The sequence below is a fragment of the Paenibacillus sp. GCM10027626 genome, assembly GCF_042676285.1.
Taxonomy (GTDB): domain Bacteria; phylum Bacillota; class Bacilli; order Paenibacillales; family Paenibacillaceae; genus Paenibacillus_Z.
This window is the reverse complement of sequence record NZ_JBHTHC010000018.1, coordinates 126,018-151,845: the sequence shown is the minus strand read 5'-3', so window position 1 is coordinate 151,845 and position 25,828 is coordinate 126,018. Positions and strand designations below refer to the sequence as shown.

The following is a 25,828-nucleotide window of genomic DNA, read 5'->3' as shown; positions in this document are numbered from 1 at the left end:
TTAAAATTTTTAATTCAATATTGTACTACTTCAATGATATCGCAAACTTGGAGCCAGCTTCGCCGGCAAATACGATTCTGCCGTTTTCCGGCAATACGAACTCATATTTCTCGCTAACCACCGTGTTGTTTATGCAGATCCCTGCTTGATCATATACGGCAAAGCCACCGTTCGAGGGCATATTAACCGTCATGACCTTTCCTTTGGCAGCCGCAGGCACTGAAAACCACTTGGCATGGCCGTCCGCTTGGATGGTTGTCGCAGATTGTTTACCGGGATACAGCGGCTTTACAAGTTCTTCACCTGCGAATATGATACCCGCTACCTCAATATACTCGACTCCATTCTTCGAAAAGAAGTTCAACTCCTTTGTATCTCGGCCGTATAGAGTGGGAATTTGTAGTTCATTCACTGCTTTGTTTGCCCCTTTAATCTTGTTGTTTAACATATACCCTGGAGCTTCATTAACCGTATGAATTTGAAGGATGGGCATAGACATAAAATAGTCCAATGATGTATATTTCTCATTCACTAGATAATATTTCTTGCCTTCGCGCTTCTTCCATGCGGCAGCTACGTCTTTGGGTAATGGGTTGGCTTCGAGCTTCTCGGCGTAATATTCGGAGAATGCTAGCTGCCCAAGCCCCGGCATTGTCCCATACACTCGGGACCACAAATAGGTGCGCCCATTTTTCTCAACAATAAATTTAAACTTTGCCGTCCCATCCTCATTCACAAAAGAACCATCCGCCGTATACGTATATTTCTGGACAGGATTGCTCGAAGCGGGAATCGCGGATACGGACATTTCGCCCCCAGGATTGATCTCTACCTTCATTAACGAATTTAAAGCACCATAAATGCCCGCATACCGTGATACTTCCTGCGGCATTTGCGCCTTCACAGGCACGCCAAACGACTTCGCTGGCTTCCGCTCTTGAATAAGACCCTTCTCTTGCAGCGCGCTTAGCAGCAGCTCATTCGCTAACAATTGATCTGTTGTGCTGGCGCCGCCTGAAGAGAGAACGGCCGCAGCCATGTTGTATTCCGGAAGCACGACGAGCGAGGAATGATACAATAGCGTATCTCCGATCTTCGTAAGTGCTTGGATGCCATATTCGTTGAATGGGAACAAGTTCACGCTATCCCAACCTAACCCGTATGCAAAAGACGCATCGGCATCCTCCGGCCATATGCCTTTTTTATACTCTTCTTGGGCCATGGCCGCGATCGACTTGCTGGAAAGAATGCTATCGACTTGTCCCGTGAAGATTTGCGAGAATTTAACCATATCTTCAGCTGTAGAGTAGATGCCTCCGGCTCCGATGGCATTATGAGTCTCTGTAGGGAGTTGTCCCTGGTAAGCAGGGGAATAGGCCCCTGCCACTTTGGCTTGGTCCACATCCAGCGGAGTTTTCGTGTGGGTCATTGCTAAAGGCTCCGTAAAATACTTACGGATAAAAGCCGTAAAGTTTATACCGCTAACTCTCTCAACCAGAATCTCAGCTAACGTAAAGCCATCGTTACAATATACCGAAAAAGCCCCTGGGTCTGCCTTTAAGCTCTGAGTCGCCAATTGCTCTAACAAAGTATCGTGTGCATACGTATCGTTATCGTTAAATAATTCAACATTGCCGTACGTAGATCCGTCAAGACCGGAAGAATGGTTCAGCAGCATGCGCGGCGTAATTTGCTTGTAACGAGCGTCTTTCATTTTAAAGTTAGGAATATACTCCGTAAGGGGCAAATCTAAATCCACCTTGCCCTCGTCTACCAGTTTCATAACAGCCGCGGCAACCACCATTTTGCTCGTTGATCCTATTCCATACATCGTATCGGAAGTGAGCGGTTTATTTTCCTCCATGCCGTTGATGCCGGAATGTCCCGAAATGACGATATCTCCATGATCGATGAGTGCATACTGCACGCTTGCGTTGCCGTAAGTTCCTGTTAATAGGGAGGCTTTCTCCGAAGCCATTTTTTTCGTAGCTTCAAAGTTATGCTTATTGCCGTTGTTGTTCGCCGTCGCCATCGCCGGAGCGAGCATCGTTAGCACGAGCGTCAAAGACAGTATCGAAAATCGTTTTCTTCTCATTTTCATTACCTCTCTTCGGTAGATTGCCTATCCCAAGATGAACCCTTTCCAAGCTGCTTCCAAATCGGCTTTTATTCGCATCTCCTCCCGTCCGCGTGTATTAGGCTGCCTGGAACGGCCCTAGGGGAAGCTTACACGACAAAGATGTACCCCCCGTTACCCCAATATGAACGGAATATGAACAGACACAAAAAAAATGCTGCGGCGCCGCAGCATGGAGAGAAGGGAGTTATATGGACAATATCCCGCGGATGCTTATGCGGTCGGCGAAACAATCGGCTTAAACGCTTCTTGTCTCTTGGGGTCAGCTTGGGACTTCGCGCGGCAGGCGCACCTCGAATACGGTCCGGACAATATCGCTTTGGGCAGTAATCGAGCCTGCATGCTGGTTCACGATATTTTTGGCAATAAACAGCCCGAGTCCCGTACTCCCCTCATGGTAGGTGCGCGACTCGTCGCCTGTGTAAAACATTTCAAAAATATGCGGCAGCTCGTAAGGCGGAATTTGATCGCCATAGTTGATGATCTGCACAACCGCCTCTTCCCCGTCAAAGTAACCGTTAATATCGACATACTCGCCATCCCGTCCGTAGCGAATCGCATTGGCCAGCAAATTTTCCAGCACCCGGGCAAGCAGCTCGCCATCTCCCAATATCGGCAAATGCGGCTCCACCTGCCACCTCCCGGTCAAATGATTGCTCTCCAGCATAGGATAGACTTCTTCCTCCAGTTGAGTCAGCAGCTCACTTAAATCGATCGGCTGGCTGTCAATCGTCAACATCCCGTAATTCATTCGCGTAATTTCGAACAGCTCGTCCACCAGTTTCTCCAGGCGCTGCGATTTCGTGAACGCAATGCGCGTATAGTGCCTGGCCTGCTCGGTCGTAAGCTGCTCATCCCGCAAAATAAAATCCAAATAGCCGATGACCGAAGTAAGCGGCGTACGCAAATCATGCGCCAAATTCAAGACGAGCTGGTCCTTGCTGCTCTCCGCGAAATCGCCGCGTTCCACGGCTTCCCGCAGCTTGATGCCGGCTTGGTTAATGTCTGCAGCGATCTGGCCGAATTCATCCCGCGAAGACAGCTTCATCTGATAATGAAAATCCCCGCTGGCCAAACGGTGAATTCCAGCGGATATTTCCTGAAAATAGCGGGCGTAGCGCTTTGTAAGAAAATAAAAGAACATGACCGATAGGGGGATAAATAAGATGAGGAAAAAATTCACATCGCCAACTTTGCCAATGAAGGCGCGGTACTCCGCCATCGGATCCTCCAATTTCACTTCGGAGCGATAATAGGACTGCAGCACTTTATAGACGGCATAAGTGATCATCCCCGAAATCAGCATGCTTAGGCCGAACAGGAACAGCATTTGAGAGCGGAAGCTGCGCAGCTTTTTAGGCATTGAAGGTGTACCCCACTCCCCATACTGTCTTGATCAGCTTGGTTTTGTTCACATCTTCCCCGAGCTTTTTCCTTAACGTGCGAATATGCACCATCACCGTATTGCCCCGCTCAAAATAAGCCTCGCCCCATACCTGCTGAAAAATATTTTCCGTGCTGAACACCTTCTTCGGGTAGCGCGCAAGCAAATACAAGATATCGAACTCCTTGGGCGTCAGCTCGATTTCCTTGCCGTAAAGACTGACCGTCCGCCGATCGGGATCGATCATTAATTCCCTTATCTCCAGAACCGGCTTCATCTCTGCTGCCGGCTGGTTCAACTGGATATAACGGCGCAGCTGCGCATTCACGCGCGCCACCAGCTCCATTGGATTAAAGGGCTTCGTCACATAATCGTCCGCCCCGCGTACGAGTCCGGTTATTTTATCCAAATCTGTCGTCTTCGCACTGACAAAAATAATCGGCATCCGGTGCTCCTCGCGAATTAGCCGCGTCACCTCATAGCCGTCCATGCCGGGCATCATAATATCTAAAACCGCCAAATCGACGGCATGTGTCTGCACAATCCGCAGCGCCTCCGGCCCGTTCGCTGCAAGCAGACAGTGATAGCCTTCCTTTTGCAGATGCAAGGCGATCAGCTGTGCAATTTCCGCTTCGTCATCGGCAATAAGTATCGTAATACGTTTCATCGTATCCACCTCTGTATATAGTCGACCTTTACTGTTATTTTAGCAGATTTATTCAGGGAATAAATGGTACACTGCGGCGAATAGGTTTTCCATAGGACCCGCCCGGGATGAGCAAGCTACAGAGATATGGCGAATGAAACGCTAAAATGTATTTATATTTCGAGGAGTACTAGAAAAGTTTGGTAGGGGCTCTAACACGCCACATTTGATGTTGCAATTTAACTTAATCCAAAATTACCGGCTTGTCCGGATGATCCAAAAACTCAAACATTAACCGTACTTGCTCAGGCGTATTGCGCTGCAGCGAAAGCTCGGGCAGGCGGTCGCGCTCGAAAAAGCCGACAGCGCTCGTCTCGATCCCGCTCTCCGCCGTACCGCCCACAATTTCACATTGAATAAAAAGCTTATACACATGGTATGGCTCGGGAGGATGGTTATGAAATTTTTTGTCAAGCACCGCTAGCAGACGCACAGGTGTAACATCAAACCCCGACTCCTCCTTTACCTCCTTCACGGCAATCTCGGATGGGGACAGACCGATATCTGCCCAGCCGCCCGGCAGCGACCATGCGCCGTCCATATTTTCGCGCACCAGCAAAATTTTATTGGCGTGGAACACCACACCGCGTATATCTGATTTAGGGGTCGCATAACCGCGTTCGCTTGCAAAGGCAAGCTCGATTTTTTCCTTGCTGACAGAGGTGTAGCTCGCTAAAATTTCCACGCTCAGCTCCCGCAGTGCTTCATAACGCTCGATATCGTAGATATCCTTCGTGTAGGTCAACCCCGTCTGCGCAAGAGCTTGCATTTGTTTAGCCCATTCCAGCCATCTCAGTTCCATGGCAAACCGCCTCCTCTCGGCGTGTTTCAACTTGTCCTGCAGCTATCTGCCATATTGCTTGCCTCAATGTCCTGCAGCAAAAAATCGAGCATCTCGTGATTGATCGTTGCCGGCTGCTCGTGATTAATGCCATGCCCGGCCTGCGGAATAATTTTGTAGCGGTACATTCCGTGCTGCATAATGCGCATAAAGTCCTTTTTAGATTTGAGCCGGTGATCGGCTATCAGAAAATATAACTTGTCGCGGGCCGCCAATCCTTGCATATGATCGTATTTTTTCAGTTGATGGACAAACATCGCTTGCTGATTATGATGCTTCATAAGCAGGACAAGATGTTCCGCTACCCATGGATGCTCCTCCAGCATGCCGGAATCCGGATGGCTCATTTTTTTCAGCACCTTGAGCAGGTTCTCTTCTGTCGGATTCAGCAGTTCCGGGAACATCAGCAGCAAGGTTTGCAGCATCGCCTTGAACGGCTTGATGACCATTCCGCCTTCCAGACAGACGACCCTCGCTACTTTACCTGGATTTGCTGCCGCATAATTATAGGCCATGTAAGCCCCGTTGGATACCCCGGCCATATAGACCTTCTCTGCAGTAAAATGGGCGATCACTTCCTCCAGCCACTGCAGCTGCCGGAACGTTTTTTTATGAAAATGCTCGTTGGGACGGCTTTTGCCTGGCCCGCCGAGCGTATCGACCGCGATGCAATAAAAGTGCGCCGCCAAAGCCTCTATATTCAATGCCCACATGACCGCCGAGTTGTCGCCAACGCCATGCAGCAGTATGAGCGGCGGATTGCCGGGATTTCCCGCCACGATGCAATGTGTTGTGCCGTAGCTTGTGTCAATATCAACTTCCTGGATTGCTACCGGCCATCGTTTAAGCAGACGATCATAGGATGTAATTACTTGCTGCTGTCCAGCTTCGCTTTTGAACACGTTGACCATAATAAGCTTGTTCCTCTCCATTACTTTTTCAAAAACCGCAACACAATATCAGCCGTCGGAAATGGCAGCTTGCCTGAGGTTTGCGCCTGAGCAATGCCGAGCCCCTGTATAAACGAAAAATAGGTAATAGCTTGCATCATCGGATCTTGTTCGACAAATTCTCCCGCCTGCTGGCCTTCAATCAGTAGACGGATGAGATGCCCAAATGGTTTTTGCTGCTGTTCCCTTACGATTTGCTTCGCTTCCTCCGGGATTGCCTCAGAGGTTGATGTCTGCAGCAAAATAAGCCGCCAATGCTGCATCGCCAGGCTGGATGGAGACAGAAAAGCCTCAGTCAGCCAAGTCAGGCGCTCCGTTGGCGTACCTGGCATCTGTACGGCATAATAAACCGACTGCTCCGCCCCGCGCGCCGCAAGCTCTACAATTTTAGTAAAAATCTCATCCTTCGATTTGAAATAATTATATACATAGCCCTGACTAAACCCGGCACTGGCGGCAATATCTTTAATTTTGCAGCCGGTAAATCCTTTTTTGGAGAAGACCTCAATGGCATGCAAAATGATTTGCCTGACGGCATGATCAGTCACCATGCGCTCAAAATCAGCATGAAACTTTAATTGCAGCTGTTCACTTTGTGGCGACACTTTCTTCCCTCCAGCGGTGAATGAACGTTCATTCATATTTTATCATTATTTAGCAATTTTTCAATAAGCAATTATACAGTGTCATGCATCGACGGTGGTCAGGGGGCTAAATCCCTGAAGGAGGGTACGCTGCAAAGCGGATTCATCTAACGGAAGCTACAGACGCTATTTCGCCAATTCTCTTCCTTTTTGAAATCTAACGGATGTGAGCGATCTTAATGGGACGTTTTGGGCGAAATCGTGCTCCTGATCGTCAAATAGCGGCGCACAGTTCCGTTACAATTTCAAATCGGTCGAATTTTCGAAAATAGCGGCCATGAGATCCGTTAGCTTGGGCCACGCTAAAATATCAAGAAGAAACGGCTGACGCCATCCTTGAGACGCAGCAAGTTTCTTCCCTTAGAAATATAAGCCAAGTATAAGGTAAAACTTATACTTTCTTATATTTTGAAAAAGATCCGCTAGCCGCTCTTCATGAACGGCCGGCGGATCTTCCCGGCTTCTAAACTAAACGTTAGCTACACCTTCCAGATGCTCCTGTAAAAACGTCGGCAGCTGGAAGCAGCGAGTCATCACGTCTTGATTGATATATTGCGTCTCTTTATCGAAAACGACGCGTTCCGGTTCCCGGAGCGGTTGTTTGGAGCCGAGCGTAAAGCTCCATAACCCTCCCGGATAAGTCGGCACGACTGCCGTGTATAGTCTGCGGTCGGAAAATAATTGACCGATACGGTCGTAGGATTGCTTCATAATGTCCGCATGGAAGATCGGCGATTGGCTCTGCGAGACCATTATCCCGTCATCTTTGAGCGCCCGGTGCAAGCTTTGATAAAATGCGGTTTCGAACAGCTGCACAGCCGGGCCGACCGGGTCAGAGGAATCTACAATAATGACATCGTATTCCCGCTGCGCTTCTTTGGCGAACTGCACGCCATCTGCATAATGAAAATGGACGCGCGGATCGGATAAATTGCCGGACACCTCCGGCATATATTGCTTGCTCGCCCGCACAACCAGCTCATCGATTTCTACCATATCGACTCTTGCTACCTGGTTATACTTAGCCGCTTCCCGCGCCGCGCCGCAATCTCCCCCGCCAATAATCAGCACATCCCGGGGATTCGGGTGAAGAGACAGCGGAACATGAGCAATCATCTCATTGTAAATAAATCCATCCTTCGAAGTTGTCTGTACTGCCCCGTCAAGAACGAGCATCGGACCGAAATCGTAAGAGTCCAACACCATCACATGCTGGAATTCGCTTGTTTCCTCAAACAATACTTCTTTAATGCGATAGCTGATTTTCAGATCGTCTCTCTCGTCCTCGGTCAACCACAGTTTACCCTGTGCCTGATGAATATACTTTGGCAACCGTTTCATTTTCAACCTCCTGTAATTGTAGAGTATCCTCTCATTGTACCAAAGTTCGATCAGCAGCAGTACCTTAAGCGGCGAAATAGCACAAAAATGGGCGAAAATTCCCGGTGAATAACGGATCGTGTGTCCGCCCCCCTCCATTTGCCCGCCGTCGCAACAAAAAACAGGGAAAACCCGCTTCCCGCAGGCTCTTCCCTGTTTCTCTTACATTCCATGCTCCAATCGGACCGTTAATGGAACTGAACGTCGATTTTTTTCTTCGTATCGCCTTGCAGTTTGGGCATCCTGATTTGGAGCACCCCATTTTTGTAGCTCGCTGTAACGCCTTCGGATGAAACAGGAGACGGCAGGTTGACCAAGCGGTGAAAACGGCCGACAAAACGTTCCTTTCTATGCATATGCTCCTCTTCCAAGCCGCTTTCTCGTTTGATCGTGCCGCTAATCGCTAGAGCATTACGGTCAATATCAATATGGACATCCTCTTTTTTCTCCAGGCCTGGAATATCGCATGTAGCCACGACTTCATTGTCCGTCTCATGGACATCCACGCTCAAATTGCCGAAATGCTGCGACAATCCAGATCTCAAACCGGAAAAATCGCCGGAGAAAACACGGTCGAATTCCCGTCTTATGTTTTCAAGGTGACGAAAAGGTTCATATGGTACTAAAGCCATTGGGCCAGCCTCCTGATGGTGATTTATTTTACAAGGTAATTGTTACCGAATAGCCGAAAACTTATGCTCGCAAAAAATCGAATAAAGGGTTTTTCTCTGGAATGTGGAATACCTGATTTGAACATTGGATCGGGAGGGAAAAGCATGTACACGGTTCTGGTTGTAGATGATGAAGCGGTTGTATGCCAAGGCATCAAGGAATTTCTGGAGGCGTCCAACCTCAACATATCGCAAGTATTCACTGCTTGGAATGGTTACGAAGCATTGGATTATTTGCGCATGGAGAAGATTGATCTCGTATTGACTGATATTCAAATGGACGGAATGAACGGGATCGAGCTGATGGAAGCCATCTTATCAGAGAAACCGGATGTCCCCGTTGTTGTTATATCTGCACATGACAATTTCGAATATGCACAGAAATGTATTCGGCTCGGCGCTCGCGACTATTTGATTAAGCCCGTTCTACTTCCTCAACTCATCGAAATTACGGAGAGAGAGCTTTCCAAACAGCATGAAAAATATAAGCTGCTGCTAGAGGACTCTCTTAAACTCAAATTCTCCATGACAGGCATGGCCTCCCTGCGCACCTATATTTTAAACGAAATGATTTCGGGTTCTTTAGAGGATGCCGATGATTATCAATTTATTTTCGAACAAATCGGGGTTACTTTGAACGGGCCTGATTATTCCGTTTTTGTTATCGAGCTGCTTTGGGAGCGTAAGGATTTTGCAGGTGAAGCGATTTGCTCGCTGCGTGACCGCAATTTATTGAAGTATGCAGCTATCAACATTGTCGAGGAAACTTTGCAGGATTGGAATCCGCTCGCCTTCTACGGACAGGGCAGCCGGCTTGTAACCATTCTTCAGCATAACGAGGCCGAGCCTGCCCGAAAGAAAAGCAGCCTGCTTACCAGACTGAATATGGCGGGGAAAACATTGGCTAGCAATATCCAAAGCTATCTCCATATCGGAGCCGTTATCGGCATCAGCTCTGCTTGTCAAAAGCTGCAGACGCTTCCCCATGCTTATCGTCAGGCCGCCGAAGTGATCAAATGGCGCGGGCTGTACGATACGCAAAATATATTTTATGCTGAGGATTTCAGTCTGAAGGAAGCATCCGTGCAGGTGAACTGGCAAGCGCGTGCCGATCAGTTTGTTGAATATTTGAAGACCGGGCAGAAGAAAGCGGACATCCGAGACATGGTGGAACAGTTTATGACGGATATTTCACCTATTTTCGAAAGAGAGGATTCGACCGCGGGCATCCCGCTCAGCATCGCTTACCGGATCTATGCTTTACTGCTGGAGATGAAAGAAACGGTTGGCGACCGCTATCTGGAGCTTGATCCGATCGTATTTTTTCAATTTCCGCTATCAGGGAATGCGATCAGACAGCGGCTGGCTGCATTTTTGGCGGAGGCTGCGGAGCTTATCCATACCTCTATGATGGTACATGATCAGGCGATCGTCCAGCGGGCGATAACCTATATCCGCCAAAACTTCCGCAACAAAGGACTGAAAATCCAGGATATTGCTGACCAGGTTTATTTGAGCCCCAATTATTTGAGCTATCTGTTCAAGCTAATCGCACAAGAGACCGTATGGGAATTCGTCACCAGGCTGCGCATGGAAGAAGCCCGGCAATTGCTCCTCAATACAAGCAAAAAGCGTTATGAAATTGCCGATGAGATCGGTTATGAATCGCCTGAGCATTTCAGCCGGGTATTCAAGCGTTTTTACGGGGAGAGCCCTAATACGGTTCGCGGGTAAATGAGGAGGAGTGCGTTTGTTCAAAAGAATGAAGTCGCGGCGGTTAATAAAAAAGGTGGTGCTGTTCGTCATCCTGTTCATCCTCATACCGATGCTGCTCATCTTTTGGTTCGCTTCCAATCAGGCCTCGCTAGCCATCAAGCAGCAGGTAGGCAAAGCGTTGTCCGAATTAAACAAGCAGAATCATGTGACATTGGATCGCATCATGGATTCAATTGATCAAAATATCGTGAAAATTTTAAGCTCTGATTTGATTCAGCAGTGGAATGACGAGAGCGCCATACCTGAGGAACAGCGCGTCAAAAAATATATGGCCACCGAGAAGCTGCTGGCCAACTATTCAGCCAAGGTAAAATATTCCCTGTTTGTGCTGAACAGGCAGCAGCAGGATTATTATTTTGCCCCGCTGACCGATGTATCGGCCTCCGGCGTATTTTTTCTGCAGGAGATGAAAGAAAGACCGTGGTTCGAGAAGGCGATCCAGGCTGGCGGCAGCAAATCGATTGAACTGATCGATCAGCTCGGCTTTAGCCCGCAGCCCCAAAAAACGATTGCCTATTTGCGTGCAGTCAGCGATCTTACCAATCGCGGTAAAACAAGCAGCGTACTCGTAGCTACGGAAATTGAAAATGTATTGCGGGATGAAATGAATGCGATTGCCTTGCCGGATCAGACAAAGGTGTATCTGGTCGATGTTGGGACCGGAACGGTAATGGTGGGTCCGCAAGGAAGTGAAGCGACCTTCTCCTTACCGGATAGCGGGAAGCAGCTTTTGCCTAATGTATCGATTACGAGCAGCCATATGTATGTCTATCATGACAGCCCGTCATATGCCAACAGGCTCGTTTACGAAATACCGCTTAACTCCTTGCTGGGGTCGCATAACGATGTACAGGAAATTATCCAGATTACGGCTCTCTGCTATTTCATTGTCATACTGGCCTTTCTGCTTTATTTTGCGAAATCGATCTTGCGGCCGATGGCCAAGCTGGCGGCCCTGACCCGTACTTATGAGCCGGGAAAGCAGATGAAACGCGTCAAGGAAGGCGACAGACAAGACGAGATCGGCTCCTTCTACAGCTCGTTCTATCTGATGACAGAACGGCTTAATCAATTGGTCAAAGAGAAATATGTGATGGAGATCAAGCAAAAGGAGTCCGAGCTTGCTCTTATGCATTCGCAAATTACACCGCATTTGCTCTATAACACGCTCGACTCTATTTATTGGTACGGAATCCGGGGCGGCGTTCCGGAAGTAGCGGATATGGTACGCGATCTGTCGACGCTGCTGAGGATCGGGCTAAGCCGCGGTAAAGAAATGATTACCGTCCGGGAAGAACTCGAGCATGTCAACGCCTATTTGCAATTGCAAAGGAAACGGTATAATCAATCCTTCCACTTTCATATCGTGCTGGAAGACGAGCTTGACGAATGTCTGCTGCCCAAAGTCATCATCCAGCCTCTGGCAGAGAACAGCATTCTGCACGGGATCGGCAAAATGGACGGGGAAGGCGAGCTGTGGATCCGTATTCGGAAGAAGGCAGATCAGCTTCTCATTTCTGTAGAAGACAATGGCTTCCGCCCCGTCGATCTGGAGAAAATTCAGGCATTACTAACCGATAAAGCAGATCCTGACAAAGGCTTCGGTGTCCGCAATGTGCACAAGCGCATTCAATTCCGTTTTGGCAATGCGTACGGACTTAGCTATTCTTTGCGTGAGGAAAGAGGCTTAAATGCTGTCATCTGCCTTCCGCTCATCCGGTCTGCAAGCGAGCTTGCCTCTTATACAGAAACATAATCATTAAAGGCCAGGTTAGGGACAAAACTTCAATCCCCGCCTGGCTCTTTTTGTTATGGTTATGAGGATTGATCACAATGTCCAGTGGATTCGTCATAGGATCGGAAAATAGCAGCGCTTACAATTAATGCGGATGCAACATCACCTCAAAGGAGTGAATCATCAGTGGCAAAGAAATGGCTGGCAAGCGTAATGTTGAGTCTCGCGCTGCTTGTATCCCCCATGAATGGGCTGAGCTCGGGCGAAAGAACGACCGTACATGCAGCAGATGCTTTGCAAAGCGTATTAATTGGCAATTTTGAGAGCGATGAGGAGGTTTGGCAGCTTGGACTTGGCGATCAGGCAGGAGCAAAAGGTGAATTTGTGCGCGATGATGTTGACGCTCAGTCCGGTCAATACGCTGGCAAGCTAAGCGGAGATTTCAGTACTGGCGGAAACTATGTTTCGCTGGGCAAGACCTTGGTCCCGCTCGATGTGCAAAGCTTGGCATTCTCGATCAAATCGTCGGATATTGCCAAAATTCTCATCCGCATAAAGGATTCTACAGGCCAGGTGCACCAGCAATATGTGCCGTTAACACAAGCAGGCTGGCAGCAAATTGAGATTACTAAATTTGACGGCGGCGATAATTATACGGCTTTCGGCGGCGCGAACGACAAAAAATGGCATGGCCCGGCACAAAGGGTGGAGTTTTTGCTGGAGAAGCCGCGCCTGCTTGGCGGCAAGGTTAGCGGTTCGCTATGGCTGGACAATGTTACTGCTATGGCACCGCCCCAAGAGCCTCTATGGGAAGCGGCAGTAGGCGATTTTGAGAAGGCTTCCGAGCTGTGGGATGTCGGCTATGGCATGGAATTTCCGGGTGCAAACGGCGATTTTACACGGGATTCCACCGATGCCAAATCGGGGAATTACTCGGGCAAGCTAAGCGGGGATTTCACCAATGGCGGAAAGTATATTGCCTTAAGTAGAGATATTCCTCCGATCGATATGCAAAAGCTGTCATTCTGGGTTAAAACCGCCGATGCGCAGTGGTTCACCTTACGCGTGAAGGACGCGACAGGGCAGGCGCACCAACAACGAATTGCGCTATCCAAGAGTACGGACTGGCAAAAAGTTGAGATTTTCAAGTTTGACGGCGGTCAAAACTATTTATCATTTGGCGGAGCAAACGATCAAAAATGGCACGGCCCGGCACAAAAGTTCGAGCTATTGCTAGAGCAATCTTCCTTCTATAACGGAAAATTAAGCGGGGAAATTCGGCTGGATCATGTAGTGGCAACCGCCCCTTTCCCAGATTTGACGGTTCAGCAGGTTCAGCTCGGAAATGTTTTTCTGGAAAGCGAGCCTGTGTCATTCCAGCTTGCCACAAAAGGCGACACTGTACGCTGGCAAGTACGCGATCACCTGGATCACAAGGTACTTGAAGGAAGCAACCCGGTACAAGACGGATTAATCGATCTGACCATTCCGCTTCAGCAGCTTGGCTACTATACCTTGACCATTAAGGCAGAAAAGGACAGTCAGCTGGTAAAGAGCACGGAGGTTTCATTTGCTCGCTTATCCAATGCTGATCCTACTCTGACTCCAAGTTCCCCATTTAGTATATCTACCCATCTGGCATGGGCAAAAGAAGGCTGGTCGCCGGAATTAAGTCAATTGCTGCGCCGTGCCGGAGCCAAAAACTTCCGCGATGAAATTACGTGGGAAGCGCTCGAGTATGAAAAGGGAAAATATCGAAAGCCTGCGAACCGGGACATCTTTATGAGAAGAACGCATCAGGACGGGCTGAACCCGTTTATCATTTTAAATTATACAAATCCATTCTATGATCAGAACAGCACACCTTACACGGATGAAGGACGTCAAGGCTTTGCCAATTATGGGGCAGCGCTGCTTGATCTATATGGAAACCAGATTCAGTTCATCGAGGTCTATAACGAATTCAACGGCAGCTTCGGATCGCGAGGAAACGGCATCGCTAATTCAAGTCCGGAATCCTATTTCAAGCTGCTCAAACAAACCTACGAAACAATCAAGCAAGCACGGCCTGACGTCACGATTGTCGGGATGGCGACAGCTGGAACACCACTAGACTGGATTGAGGGGGTATTCAAGCTCGGCGGGCTGAAATATATGGATGCCGTCTCTATTCACCCTTATCAAAGCCAACGTCCGCCGGATGGCATGGTTGATGCTGTGCGCAATACACAAAATTTGATTCGCAAATATAATGATGGCCAGCTTAAACCAATCTGGTACTCAGAAATCGGATGGCCGACAGGCGGAAGCATCGGCATTGCCGAAAACACACAAGCCAGCTATCTGGTGCGCACCCATGTACAGGCGCTTGCAGAGGGCGTCGAGAAGGTGTTCTGGTATGATTTGATGAATGATGGTATGCAGCCGGATTATCATGAGCATCATTTCGGCCTTTTGCGCAATCGCGAGGATAGCAAAGGCGCGTTTGCGCCGAAGCCCGCTTATCCGGCATACGCAGCTATGACCAGGGCGCTGATTGATGCCAAATTCGTAGAGAAGGAAGCTGCAGCAGCTGATATTTTCAGCTATAAATTCGATCATAACGGACAAGATTTAAGAGTTGTCTGGGCTGGAAAAATGATGCAAGCGGTGATCGAAACCGATTCGCCGATTCAAATCTCCGATATTATGGGCAATAGCGAAACCTATACGCCGCAAAACGGCAAGGTGTATGTGACCTTATCGGGAGAGCCGCATTATATCGCAGGCAATATTCGTCAGCTCGCGCCATCCGCGGAGTTTTCGATTACCGGAGAGAAAGTCGTCGTCGGAGAAGATATTGTTTTGTCTCTGACAATGAACAATCCGAACCCGAATCCTGTATCGTATACACTGCAATTTGAAGGCAACACATATGAACTGTACGCTGCAAGCGGAGCACAAGTAACCCAGAAGCTGACTGTGGAGGGTGCAAATCGTTCAGGAGCAAGAGTGCTTACTGGCTTTTTGTCGAACAACGGCGCCAAAGCAGGCAAGCTGCAATTTGAAGTTAATACGCTGCAGCCGTATCAAGTGAAGGTCCAGCCTAGCATGGACACGTACAATCCCGCTGACAAAAAGATCCGCGTACACATCAAAAATCTTTCCAGCTTGAACGAGCTGACGGTAAATGGCCTTGATTGGCAGTTCGGGGATCATTCCGGGCATGTGGAGTTGAATACGGCTATTCAGCCTGATTCCGCAAGCGATATTGAAATTCCTATAGGTGAAGCTGAATTAGAAAAAAGCTATCCCGTTAAAGTGACCGTAGCCTTCGATAAGGCGAATCCTTTTGTCTATGAGGGCAAGTTTGATTTCAATCCCATTTATCAAAGAACGGTTACAAATGATGGCGCGCTCGATCCAGAGATCGAAAATAGCGTTCCAACGATTCATTTATCGCAAGGTACAATTAAGCTGACCGACTATAAAGGCAAGGATGATCTGGATGGCGACATCTGGCTCCATTTCGATCAAGATAATTTCTACTTAACGGCTAAAATCAAGGACGATGTTCATGCTTATCCTGCTACCGGTGCGGATATTTGGAAAAATGACAGTATCCAGTTCGCATTGTCACGCGGAATACCGGGCGAATCCTTCGAATGGTATGAATATGGCGTGTCGGATACGGCGAATGGTCCGCAAATTTACCGCTGGAATGCGCCTTCGGGCGTAGCAAGGGGGCCTGTTAGCAACGGGAAACTTAGTGTGACGCGGGACGAAGATCATAAAATAACGCTATATAAATTAGCGCTTCCTTGGTCAGAGCTGACTCCGATCAAGCCCGTCAAAGAAGAAGGAATCAGCTTCTCCTTACTAGTCAATGACAATGACGGCGCTGGGAGAAGAGGCTGGATCGAGTGGGGCTCTGGTATCGGTGTGGAAAAGAAGCCAAGCCTATTCCGCTCTATGCAGTGGATGGCTCCAAATGTTGTCGTTCCTCTTCCGGAAGCACATAACGCTTCATATTCAACCCGGGAAGGAGTGCCGGTCGAAGGGCAGCTGCAAGCAGATCATGCGGAAGGCACTACGCTCACTTACGAAATCGTCGACAACGGTACCCAAGGCACAGCCGAAATCACCGATGTCGGAACTGGCGCGTTCATCTACACTCCGAATGCTGGTGCCGAAGGTCAGGATACATTTACGTTCCGGGTGTATGATGGCCATGCCTATTCGAATACGGCGGCCGTGACGATCACGATTGTCCGTCCGGGCGAAGATGCGTCGCTGAACGATTTAAGATTGAATGGTGCAACGGTTCCCGGATTTAATCCGAATACGACGAAGTACACGGTAATTTGGGATCAAGAGGATGCTTTGCCGGAAATAACGGCGGAGGCTGCAGATGAGAAGGCCATCGTTCGTATCGAGCCGGCGGCGCAGGTACCGGGAATAGCGAAAATTCATGTAACATCCGCAGACGGTACGCAAAGGCGCGTCTATGAAATTGAATTTGTTCTGCGCCAGGTCGAATTGCCACTGCCGGAAGCGCACAATGCTTCATACACGACCCGTGAAGGAGTTGCGGTTGAAGGACAGCTAACGGCCAATCATGCAGAAGGTACTACGCTGACTTATGAAATTGTCGCAAATGGCGCTAAAGGCGAAGCCAAGATGACTGATGCCGGGAATGGCCGGTTTGTTTATATGCCTCATGCTTCCGCAACAGGTCAGGATACATTTACGTTCCGCGTGCATGACGGCCATGCCTATTCGAATACAGCGACCGTGACCATGACAATCGAACCGCAGCCGGTAAATCCGCCATGGAATCCGGGAATTATCGACCCCGGCTCCAACATTTCCTATACGGGGCAATTGTACCTTCCTGGCGGAGCTGCCGGTGAGGTGAATTTGGGCAAAGACGTCAAATTTGTCATTCCTGCCGGGGCTACGGATACAGGAGGCCGGATCATAATCGAGAAGCTTTCGGAATCGGACGCATTGGTCAAGGCTGCGAAGCAACTGGCGAGCCCCGTTTTCGAGCTGCGCAAGGAACCGGCTGGCAGCTTGAAGAAAGCAGCAGCTTTGAGCGTAGCGTTCGATGCCGCAAAAATCGGCAAAGATCAATATCCATCCCTCCGCTTCTATGACGAGGAGCAGAAAAAATGGGTAGAAATTGACAGCAAGTTGGATGGCAATACGCTAACAGCGGAAATAGACGTTTTCGGCAAATATGCCGTGTTCGCCATGGATCGCATTTCTGCTGAGCCAGAGCCGGGATCGGGACAGAAGGAGGTATCTCTCTCCGATATTAAGGGGCACTGGGCACAGCAAGAGATTGAGCAAGCCGTGCGGCTTGGAATTGTGCAAGGCTATGCCGACCAATCCTTCCGGCCCAATCAGTCCATTAGCCGGCAAGAACTGGTGGCCATGCTCGCAAGAGCGCTCAAGCCGGCAAGCAGCAATGAGGCGGCTCCGGCATTCACCGATCAGGGACGCATCGGCTCTTGGGCGCTCAAGGACGTGGCAGCAGCCGTTCAGGCCGGCTGGATCACTGGCTATGCCGATGGCAGCTTCCGCCCGCAGGAAGGGATTACGCGGACGGAAATGGCCGCGATCATCGCTCGTGCAGCCAAGCTGCCGATCGCAGAGAGCGCGATGACTAGCTTTAGCGATGACGAAGCTATTGCTAGCTGGGCTAAAGGCTATATCAATGCCGCTGCAGCCAGCGGTCTGCTCAAAGGGCAAAATAAGAACCGCTTCGTACCGAACGGTATTGTCACACGTTCCGAGGCGGCAGTAATAGCAGTCAGATTGTTGGAACAACCCTAATACGAGGGTCGAGTCGGGACGCATATTGCGTTCCTGGCTCGGCCTTTTCCCATTTCTCGTTCTTGAGAGGATTGATCACAAAATGCGGAGGAGTCGTCATGGGAACGATGGCGGTTCTTTTTTATAATGATGGCGGGAGTGATGCAAATGATGAGAACATCAAGTCGAAGAAAAAGGATGTGGAAAGGTTGAGCACCTCAAAGCCTTTCATGAAGAAATGCCAAGATTATTTCTGGGGGTTGATTTTCCTACTGCCGGCCATTGCCATCTTTTGCGTTTTTCTATGGACGCCAATCGTCAAAGGTATCGTGTACAGTTTCATGAATGTTGATTTCGTACATGGCAATAAATTTATTGGCCTTGACAATTATCGCGATATTTTCGCAAGCAGCTTGCTGGGTACCTCCGTCATAAACACCCTTTATTATATGCTGCTATGTATATTAATCGGATTCTGGGTGCCGAGTATTGTCTCAATTGCCGTATCCGAGCTGCGCTGGTTTCGGGGATCAATGCGATTGATCGTATACCTGCCGAATATTGTCCCTGCCGTCGTCTTGTACGGGATGTGGCAATGGCTGTATGATCCGCTCGGACCGGCCAATCAAATTATGTCCTGGTTTGACAGTCAACAGATTATGTGGCTGACGGATAAAAGCATGGCGATGCTCTCAATTGTAATTGCGGAAACGTGGCAGTCCTTTGGCACAGCAGCGCTCATTTATTTAGCCGGCATTGTCAGCATCCCTAAAGATTTGTATGAAGCGGCGGAAATTGACGGAGCAGGCGTCCTGCAGCGCATCCGCTATATTACGATCCCAGGCATTCGCCATCTGTATATTCTGCTGTTTATTTTGCAATTGATCGGTACATCACAAGGTTTCCTGACACACATGGCTTTAACTGGCGGCGGCCCTAACAATGCGACGCTCACCTATATGTATCAAATCATTAACGAAGCCTTCACCAATTTGAACTATGGCAGAGCCTCGGCTATGGGCGTGCTTATGTTCCTGGTCTTGTCCTCGCTGTCCATTATTCTTTATACGATTCAAGGAAGGAGTAAGCAAGCATGAGTAAACATGAGCGCAGCATTATGTCCTCCTTTGATTATAATAAAAAGAGCGTGCGCATCGGTTATTTCTTTATGCTGCTCGCCCTGCTTGTTCTCGCTCTTACGATGCTGTACCCTTTCGGGACGACGATTTTCTCCTCATTCAAGACCAAGCAGGAGATTTTCACCTTCCCGCCAAGCTTTCTTCCACAGCATTTTGAATGGAGCAACTATGCAGAAGGATTTCAATATGTCAATTTGGTGCGTGGCTTCACGAACACCTTGATCCTCTTTGCCGGCAACGCGATTATTCCGTTAATTGTTGTTGGGCTGGCCGCCTTCAGTCTTTCGCAGATGAAGCTGCCGATTCGCAAAGGACTTATCTTGTTTTTTATGAGCACGCTTATGATTCCAAGCGCTACGTATTTGATCCCGAATTTCTTGAACCTGAAAAGCCTGGGATTGCTTGATTCCTACTGGGCGTTCTGGCTGCCTGCCGGTGCGAGCGCTTTTAATATTATGCTGCTCAAAAGCTTTTTTGACGGTATTCACAAGGAACTATTCGAGGCCGCCCGCATGGACGGAGCATCGGAGCTTCGCTGCTTCTTTCAGCTTGCGATTCCGCTGTCGATCCCGGTATTTTCTACCCTGCTCATCTTTGCCTTTACGCACACCTGGAACGATTGGTACTGGCCGTCGCTCGTGCTGACCACGCAGGAGAAATATCCGATTGCCTCTATGGTCTATCGCAATATTATTGAATCCAGCATTATTCCTATGAATGTCAAATTCAGCGTTCTGACGGTTATTATGATACCGCCATTGATTTTCTTTCTCATTTTCCAGAAAAATATTATGCATGGCCTTAACCTCTCCGGAATTAAAGGCTAACCTCGGAGAATCGGTCATCACAATCGAAGAATACGTCATCGTCTTTAAGCCATCTGGCTAGTATGCTTGATTTGTAAATAAGATCTTTATAAGAGAAGGGGCAACCAGGATGAAAAAGAAAGCAAAAAAGCTCGGCCTGCTGAGCGTCATCGCCCTGACGGCGATCGTCACCGCATGCGGCGGCAATAACGGTAAAGTAAACGACAGCAAAGGCAATGAGACGCCGCCGAAAGAGCCATCCAAGACAGAGACACAAGATACTGGGCAAACAAGCGACAAAGAAATCCCGCTGACCGTACAATTCCCGAAATCGGATAACACAATTGAGATCCCGATTTACGAGGACAAAATGAACCGCTTCAAGGAGAAGTACCCGAATGTCACGATGACTAAAAACGACTGGTGGTACAAATCCGATGAAATCGGCATTAAAATGGCTGCCCATCAGGCGCCATCCGGTTTCTATGTTCCTGCCACGGAAGGCAGCACGCTGGTCGAGCATCAGTGGGCGGCAGATTTGACGCCGTTCCTTGCGAATTATGAACATGCCAAAGAATTTAATGAAAAGCTGACTGAGCAATTTACGATCGACGGCAAGGTGTATGCTGTTCCGAAGAACGGCTATATTATGTCGGTACTTATTAACAAAAAGCTGTTCGCAGATAAAAATGTAGCTCTCCCTTCCGCTGACTGGACTTGGGATGACTTCTACGAAGCCGCTAAAGCTACTGCCGATCCGGCCAAAGGCATCGCTGGCTTTGCAATTATGGCAAAAGGCAACGAAGGCGGCTGGAACTGGACGAATTTCCTGTACCAGGCGGGCGGAAGCGCACAAAAGGTAGAGGATGGCAAGGTCGTCTCTATCTTCAATTCGGATGCTGGCGTAAAAGCGATGGAATTTATGAAGAAATTAAGATGGGAAGGCGATGCGCTGCCGCAAAACTGGGCGCTGAACTACGGCGATGTCTACAATCTGTTCAAGCAAAGCCGGGCGGCGATCGTCCTGGGCAATAGCGGCCAGATCGAGGATGCTGTAAATAACGGCGGCATGAACAAGGACGATTTGCTGCTGCTGCCTATGCCTTCGATGGAAAAAGGCGGTCCACATGTAGGTGTTCTTGGCGGCAATTACATGATTGTAAACCCGCAGGAATCCCCGGAAACCCAGCAAGCGGCGTTTAATTTCATCACCTTCGACATGTTTAACGACAGTGAAATCGATGTTTTGAAAAAAACGATCGAAGATCGGAAGTCCAAAGGGCAAATATACACTTACGGCAACGCAGCTTATTACTACACACCGGATTCCGAGTTTGGCAAAAAAATGGCCAGCCTGATCGATCAATACCCGGACACCGTCTACAAAATCGATCCTGAAGTCATTAAAGCGACAACGGGTATTCCAGAAGCAGCCTACAATGGACAGGAATACTATGCGGCTATTACCAACGTCATGCAGGAAGTGTTCACAAACAAGGATGCAGATGTTAAAGCATTGCTGGATGCGGCCGCTAAAAACTTCGACAGTGAAGTGCTTTCCAAGGTCGTAGTAAAGTAACGCAATAAGATACAGGGGTTGTCCCATAAGTTGGCGGAAGATAACTTACGGGGCAGCCCCTTTGTAATTATTGGATAACATGCATTGACAGATCAGGAGGCAACAAGGATGCTGCAAATAAAGAAACTTACTGATCCCGCAACAGGCTTGAGCTATCTTGGTATAGGCCGAGAGGGCGCCCATACGGCACACCACTATTTCACTTCGATGTCCTGGCGTGCTGATAGCCGCAATCTTGTCGTCGCAACGGATGCCGATCCTATAACCGGGTACGCCACCCTCGCAGCTATCGACATCATCAGCGGGCATACCATAAAGCTTAGAGAAGGCGTCTGGTGGCAATCCGGGCTAGTCTCCAGGGATAACAACTACTTTTACGCAGAGGATTCACGGATTTATGTTCTCAATTTGGCGACGAATAGGCATGCACTAGTAGCTGAGCATCCTGCAGGCTGCCCATTTCTTGAGCCGCTATCTCTATCTGCTGACGGTCAATGGCTTGGCGTGTACTGGCACGAGGAAGGACGCTATACAATCGGTACAGTCGATACTGCAACCGGCAGCGTGCAAGCGGTCATTCGCCCCGATTTTGCAGAACCTTACCCGATAGCAAATCACGCGATGGTGAACCCTGTATACATAAATCAGATTTTTTTTGCTCATGAAGGCACAACCGAGCAAATCCCCGATCGGATCTGGGCAGTGGATGCCAAATCAGGCGAGGCGCGCAACTTATATGAACAGCGGAAACTTCCTGACGGTACGCTTGGCGAATATGTCGGGCATGAGATGTGGTCCTACGACGGAGAGTGGCTCTATTATGTCCAGTATCCCCATAGTCCGCTCAGGACAGGGATTTGTCGTGTAAGCAGAGAGGGCGGGGACGCAGAGTTTGTGAACGGCGATTACCGGTACTGGCATGTATGCCCAAGCCCGGACGGCAGGTATGTTGTAGCCGACACCTTGCTTGACCCCGGGCTAGGGAGCGAGATTGTGCTTATCGATCTTGCTACCCGCAAGTCCCGCCTGCTGTGCCGGGTCAGCAAATGGGACCGTCATCCCGGACATCCGCATCCGTCATTCAGCCCGGATAGCACCCACATTTCATTTACCTTTGTAGCCGAGCATGGCTTCTTGTGGGTCGGAGTAATCGAATTGAAGTGTTAATGCCTTTTACGTTGCATTCACTGCATTGCCTGTTCGTCCGCTATAGGTGTGTGAATGGGGCGGGCTGCCGTTGACCGTCGTATGTCCCTCAAACGAGTGATAATGTCCGCCGCCGGGAAGACCGATGGCTGCTCCGGTTGTTCCCTGTATGACATGGGTATGGCCTTTGTCTAACGATGTGACGGAATAATATCCATGTACATGAGGAATACCGGAACGGGCCGGAGCGGTCCAACCCGCATAATGATGAGAATGTCCAACATCGACGGAAGTTACCCCGGAAAACTGATGGACATGTACGGGGGCCCCATTCCAGGACGTTATATAAAGCTTGTGTGAATGATGCCCATCCTCATCTCTGAAATCCATTACGAATCCGGTAACAGGAATCTTCATATTCGGCTCCTTTCATCCTTTAAGGAATTGTTCTGGATTAGTATACGGATAATGATGTTTGTACGGGGACGGCGAATACCTATAAAAATGAAGAAACTTCTGCATTTGATGCCCAAATGCAGAAGTCATAATGATGTGGATTAGTCCAATATTGCCCGGGAAAATAAATCGCGGATCAACTCATCGTCTTCACAAGCTTGCTTGAAGCCCGCAGCGAAACGGCACAGCGCCTCCTTCTGATTCGAGTATGCGCAGAACATATCCGCCTCTGGATCAAATCGTACAATGTCTGTCAGCTCCGGCATCTTTTCCTCCAGGAACACTGCAGCAAGCGAACCCCAATCATAACCGTTGCCTTCAAAGCCTTCATCTGCTCTAGTTTCGAATATATCTTCTTTATAGGAGCCTACATTTAAAATCATGGACACATTGCCGCTGTCGTGCTCGACCCAGACGAACGGTTTTATTTGCTCTGTGATATCGAACGGTTCCAAGCTTATCTCGACCGCATTAAGCCGGTCGATCAAATCCGCCGCCGCGGACGCTGTAAAACTCAAAACGCCGCCGTTCTCCACGATCTTTCCTTGCCGCAGACGATCATCCAACCAATCCGAAATAAATGCCGGTGCATACCCTCCGGTACTGAATTCTTGTCCAAAGACGATGATGTTCTTATATTCCTCCAAATACTGCTCTCGCGTCACCTCTGGATAAGAGACCGTATACAGCCAAAACTGGACATCATACATCAGCATCGAGTGCTCATCTGCATGAAAAGCAAAAAAGCCTTTGTCCTCTACGATTTGCTTGCAGATCGTCCGGATCACCGCTTCGATTTGCTTTACTTCATGAACCTTGGCGCATAACTGTGCGAGCAGCGGAGAGAACTGTCCGTGCTGAACAGTATGCAGATCATCCAGCTTGTCCTGCTCAGAGGTGTCAAATACTTCTTCATTGACCAATCCAGTTATAAATGCGGCGAAGTTGGGTGCCAGAAAAGTGATTTCATAATCGGCTTCCTGATCCACATGTACAACCGCAGGCTCGCCCTCCTTGCCGCAAGCGCGATAATCCAGCATGACAACATCATGTCCGGCCGATGGGCAATCGCAAATGACCACGCCGATGTCTGGGTAGCCCCACTCCTCAATCATAAAAGGGCTGCCAAACTTCCCGCACAGGCTGTATGCTTTCTCACGTCCAATTCCCATAATACCCGTAATCGCGATATGATCCTCCGCCCAGGAGGTGTGCTCCGAGGTCGGAAAGCAAGTATTGACCGGGATACCGCCATTTTGCTGCTTCATGAGCCAAATATAATCTTCAGGAAGCTTATAGCCCAGCTCTTCCTCTACAGATGCAATCATATCCGCAGTAGGCGGTTCCTCCACATAGGATTCGTCGGCATAGTCACTTTGCTCCCAAAACTGGCTGAAATCGCGCTCCCTGAAAGGAATGTCCATCTCCGGCTTAATCGGTTGACGACGCGACATCTCCTTATGGCAATCCTTAATAAAATATAGCGTGTCCGCGTCTCCCGGCTCTAGTCTCTCGACATGCTCGAACGCTTCAAGCGCCTCTGCAAACCGGTCCAAATAATAATAGGCATAGCCTACGCGGAAATGCCATAGCCAGTCCTGCTGTCCCTGCTCCTTTACCGTCATTAGCTGCTGCAGCGCTTCTTCATGCCGATCCAAATTATTCAGCGCCCGGCCATAGTGGTTCACAATTTCATAGTCCCGCTCGCTCTCCGGAATCTCCTCAATGGCTTCTACAATTTTGAGGGATTGGCCGTTGGTATGCCACTTATTGAGTTTATGCAAAAGCTCCTGTCTCATGTCTCCACTCCTTTTCATAACCTGTTCCTATTAGCAGTATAACAACAATAGTCACATGGCTCATATGCGGCTATATGACTAATATTGCTTTTTTCTGGAGACAACGCCCAACAAAAAGAACCGCCCTCCTACAGTTGGAGAACGGCTCTTTTCTATCGGTGATCCTTACGGTACAGCTCCCGGCTCTTATAGCCCGCTTGCAAAATCATCTTCATCTCCTCGCGGCGTTTCGCCCTCGTCTCTTCCTGTTTCACACTATAAACATAACGCGCCCAATCTTTGCGGTAGCCTTGGGTCAGCGATTGATAGAAGGACAGCAGCGTCGGATCGCCCGCCAAATCCCGCTCGATGTCAGGAATCAAGTCGATATAATCATCGACCTGCTGGCTCGGCTTGGATGAAGCTGACGATGAGACAGCCGCTTTCTCCGCCTTCGCTTTGCCGGCCGCATCCTCCTTAAAGCCGACAACCGTAAACACGTCATCAAGCCCGACCATCCGCGCAAATTTCACACTGCTATTGCCAATATAGCCTTCCTCGTCGCTGCCCAGTATGCCGAACAATTCATCGCGATGGATGTAAGTCGGATATACCTTATTCCCTTTCTTCGGGTAGGCCGCGAATAAATAGCCATTCTTATTCAGGCGTTTCTCGGCAATCACTTGATCCGTCAACTGCTTCAACGCCTCCGAGTCCAGCACAAAAGCAAAAATAAGATCATAAGCATCTGCTTGCAGGTTGGTGTCGTAGACTGGCAGTGCGGCAAAGTAATCGCTGCCTGCCGGCTGGTTCAGCACCGCTTTTTGATCATACTTCTGCAGGTTCAACTTCTCTACAATCGATTTCGTCATCCTGCTTCATCTCCTGCTAGTCCGTAGTA

Annotated in this window: 18 protein-coding genes; 7 read left to right on the top strand and 11 right to left on the bottom strand. The window is 49.0% G+C overall.

Translation table 11 applies throughout. The annotated features are described in order from the left end of the window. Positions 1-25 precede the first annotated feature (25 nt). The 8 genes from ACFQ0N_RS28045 to ACFQ0N_RS28010 form a co-directional block, all read right to left on the bottom strand. The gene (locus ACFQ0N_RS28045; protein WP_379332647.1) at positions 26-2,095 is read right to left on the bottom strand and encodes a serine hydrolase domain-containing protein; all 2,070 of its coding nucleotides are present in this window, start codon (positions 2,093-2,095) and stop codon (positions 26-28) included. Between the two features lie 304 nt (positions 2,096-2,399). Then, a complete protein-coding gene (locus tag ACFQ0N_RS28040) occupies positions 2,400-3,500 on the bottom strand; it encodes a sensor histidine kinase (protein ID WP_379332645.1) in 1,101 nt (366 codons plus the stop codon). Further along, positions 3,493-4,188, bottom strand: a complete 696-nt coding sequence (locus ACFQ0N_RS28035; protein WP_379332643.1) for a response regulator transcription factor — start codon at positions 4,186-4,188, stop codon at positions 3,493-3,495. The genes ACFQ0N_RS28040 and ACFQ0N_RS28035 overlap by 8 nt, the downstream gene beginning before the upstream one ends. A 223-nt stretch (positions 4,189-4,411) precedes the next feature. Further along, entirely contained in the window at positions 4,412-5,029 is a 618-nt protein-coding gene (locus ACFQ0N_RS28030; RefSeq protein ID WP_379332641.1) for an NUDIX hydrolase, read from the bottom strand. A gap of 26 nt (positions 5,030-5,055) precedes the next feature. Further along, the gene (locus ACFQ0N_RS28025) at positions 5,056-5,979 is read right to left on the bottom strand and encodes an alpha/beta fold hydrolase (protein WP_379332639.1); all 924 of its coding nucleotides are present in this window, start codon (positions 5,977-5,979) and stop codon (positions 5,056-5,058) included. A gap of 20 nt (positions 5,980-5,999) precedes the next feature. Beyond that, positions 6,000-6,623, bottom strand: a complete 624-nt coding sequence (locus ACFQ0N_RS28020) for a TetR/AcrR family transcriptional regulator (RefSeq protein WP_379332637.1) — start codon at positions 6,621-6,623, stop codon at positions 6,000-6,002. 507 nt (positions 6,624-7,130) lie between these two features. Next, positions 7,131-8,003, bottom strand: a complete 873-nt coding sequence (gene speE, locus ACFQ0N_RS28015) for a polyamine aminopropyltransferase (protein WP_379332635.1) — start codon at positions 8,001-8,003, stop codon at positions 7,131-7,133. A gap of 227 nt (positions 8,004-8,230) precedes the next feature. Beyond that, positions 8,231-8,674: an Hsp20/alpha crystallin family protein gene (locus ACFQ0N_RS28010; RefSeq protein ID WP_379332633.1), complete on the bottom strand. Its 444-nt coding sequence runs from the start codon at positions 8,672-8,674 to the stop codon at positions 8,231-8,233. A gap of 144 nt (positions 8,675-8,818) precedes the next feature. Between ACFQ0N_RS28010 and ACFQ0N_RS28005 the strand changes: the two genes are divergently transcribed. The 7 genes from ACFQ0N_RS28005 (at position 8,819) to ACFQ0N_RS27975 (ending at position 22,714) form a co-directional block, all read left to right on the top strand. Continuing rightward, positions 8,819-10,447 carry a response regulator gene (locus ACFQ0N_RS28005; protein ID WP_379332631.1) on the top strand — a complete coding sequence of 543 codons (1,629 nt, stop codon included), beginning with the start codon at positions 8,819-8,821 and terminating at the stop codon, positions 10,445-10,447. Between the two features lie 16 nt (positions 10,448-10,463). Next, complete coding sequence (locus ACFQ0N_RS28000) at positions 10,464-12,245, top strand: cache domain-containing sensor histidine kinase (protein WP_379332628.1); 1,782 nt, start codon at positions 10,464-10,466, stop codon at positions 12,243-12,245. A gap of 165 nt (positions 12,246-12,410) precedes the next feature. Then, on the top strand, positions 12,411-18,044 hold the full coding sequence (locus tag ACFQ0N_RS27995; RefSeq protein ID WP_379332627.1) for an S-layer homology domain-containing protein: 5,634 nt from the start codon (positions 12,411-12,413) through the stop codon (positions 18,042-18,044). A gap of 98 nt (positions 18,045-18,142) precedes the next feature. Further along, positions 18,143-19,120 (top strand): carbohydrate ABC transporter permease, encoded by a 978-nt coding sequence (locus ACFQ0N_RS27990; RefSeq protein ID WP_379332624.1) that lies wholly within the window; start codon positions 18,143-18,145, stop codon positions 19,118-19,120. Then, entirely contained in the window at positions 19,117-19,989 is an 873-nt protein-coding gene (locus ACFQ0N_RS27985; protein ID WP_379332622.1) for a carbohydrate ABC transporter permease, read from the top strand. The genes ACFQ0N_RS27990 and ACFQ0N_RS27985 overlap by 4 nt, the downstream gene beginning before the upstream one ends. Positions 19,990-20,098: 109 nt before the next feature. Next, positions 20,099-21,547 (top strand): extracellular solute-binding protein, encoded by a 1,449-nt coding sequence (locus ACFQ0N_RS27980; protein WP_379332620.1) that lies wholly within the window; start codon positions 20,099-20,101, stop codon positions 21,545-21,547. A gap of 108 nt (positions 21,548-21,655) precedes the next feature. After that, the gene (locus tag ACFQ0N_RS27975) at positions 21,656-22,714 is read left to right on the top strand and encodes a TolB-like translocation protein (protein ID WP_379332618.1); all 1,059 of its coding nucleotides are present in this window, start codon (positions 21,656-21,658) and stop codon (positions 22,712-22,714) included. Positions 22,715-22,720: 6 nt separating this feature from the next. Here ACFQ0N_RS27975 and ACFQ0N_RS27970 read toward each other — a convergent pair whose 3' ends face one another. From ACFQ0N_RS27970 to ACFQ0N_RS27960, 3 genes are all read right to left on the bottom strand, one after another. Next, the gene (locus tag ACFQ0N_RS27970) at positions 22,721-23,110 is read right to left on the bottom strand and encodes a YmaF family protein (protein ID WP_379332616.1); all 390 of its coding nucleotides are present in this window, start codon (positions 23,108-23,110) and stop codon (positions 22,721-22,723) included. Positions 23,111-23,250: 140 nt separating this feature from the next. Beyond that, positions 23,251-24,948, bottom strand: a complete 1,698-nt coding sequence (locus tag ACFQ0N_RS27965) for an Imm51 family immunity protein (protein WP_379332614.1) — start codon at positions 24,946-24,948, stop codon at positions 23,251-23,253. A 152-nt stretch (positions 24,949-25,100) separates the two neighbouring features. After that, positions 25,101-25,799: a YdeI/OmpD-associated family protein gene (locus ACFQ0N_RS27960; protein WP_379332612.1), complete on the bottom strand. Its 699-nt coding sequence runs from the start codon at positions 25,797-25,799 to the stop codon at positions 25,101-25,103. Between the last annotated feature and the right edge of the window lie 29 nt (positions 25,800-25,828).

Bases quoted from the DNA above. Each gene is read 5' to 3' on its own strand.
- ACFQ0N_RS28045 (WP_379332647.1), bottom strand. From the start codon at position 2,095: ATGAGAAGAAAACGATTTTCGATACTGTCTTTGACGCTCGTGCTAACG.
- ACFQ0N_RS28040 (WP_379332645.1), bottom strand. From the start codon at position 3,500: ATGCCTAAAAAGCTGCGCAGCTTCCGCTCTCAAATGCTGTTCCTGTTC.
- ACFQ0N_RS28035 (WP_379332643.1), bottom strand. From the start codon at position 4,188: ATGAAACGTATTACGATACTTATTGCCGATGACGAAGCGGAAATTGCA.
- ACFQ0N_RS28030 (WP_379332641.1), bottom strand. From the start codon at position 5,029: ATGGAACTGAGATGGCTGGAATGGGCTAAACAAATGCAAGCTCTTGCG.
- ACFQ0N_RS28025 (WP_379332639.1), bottom strand. From the start codon at position 5,979: ATGGTCAACGTGTTCAAAAGCGAAGCTGGACAGCAGCAAGTAATTACA.
- speE (WP_379332635.1), bottom strand. From the start codon at position 8,003: ATGAAACGGTTGCCAAAGTATATTCATCAGGCACAGGGTAAACTGTGG.
- ACFQ0N_RS28010 (WP_379332633.1), bottom strand. From the start codon at position 8,674: ATGGCTTTAGTACCATATGAACCTTTTCGTCACCTTGAAAACATAAGA.
- ACFQ0N_RS28005 (WP_379332631.1), top strand. From the start codon at position 8,819: ATGTACACGGTTCTGGTTGTAGATGATGAAGCGGTTGTATGCCAAGGC.
- ACFQ0N_RS27990 (WP_379332624.1), top strand. From the start codon at position 18,143: ATGGGAACGATGGCGGTTCTTTTTTATAATGATGGCGGGAGTGATGCA.
- ACFQ0N_RS27985 (WP_379332622.1), top strand. From the start codon at position 19,117: ATGAGTAAACATGAGCGCAGCATTATGTCCTCCTTTGATTATAATAAA.
- ACFQ0N_RS27980 (WP_379332620.1), top strand. From the start codon at position 20,099: ATGAAAAAGAAAGCAAAAAAGCTCGGCCTGCTGAGCGTCATCGCCCTG.
- ACFQ0N_RS27975 (WP_379332618.1), top strand. From the start codon at position 21,656: ATGCTGCAAATAAAGAAACTTACTGATCCCGCAACAGGCTTGAGCTAT.
- ACFQ0N_RS27970 (WP_379332616.1), bottom strand. From the start codon at position 23,110: ATGAAGATTCCTGTTACCGGATTCGTAATGGATTTCAGAGATGAGGAT.
- ACFQ0N_RS27965 (WP_379332614.1), bottom strand. From the start codon at position 24,948: ATGAGACAGGAGCTTTTGCATAAACTCAATAAGTGGCATACCAACGGC.
- ACFQ0N_RS27960 (WP_379332612.1), bottom strand. From the start codon at position 25,799: ATGACGAAATCGATTGTAGAGAAGTTGAACCTGCAGAAGTATGATCAA.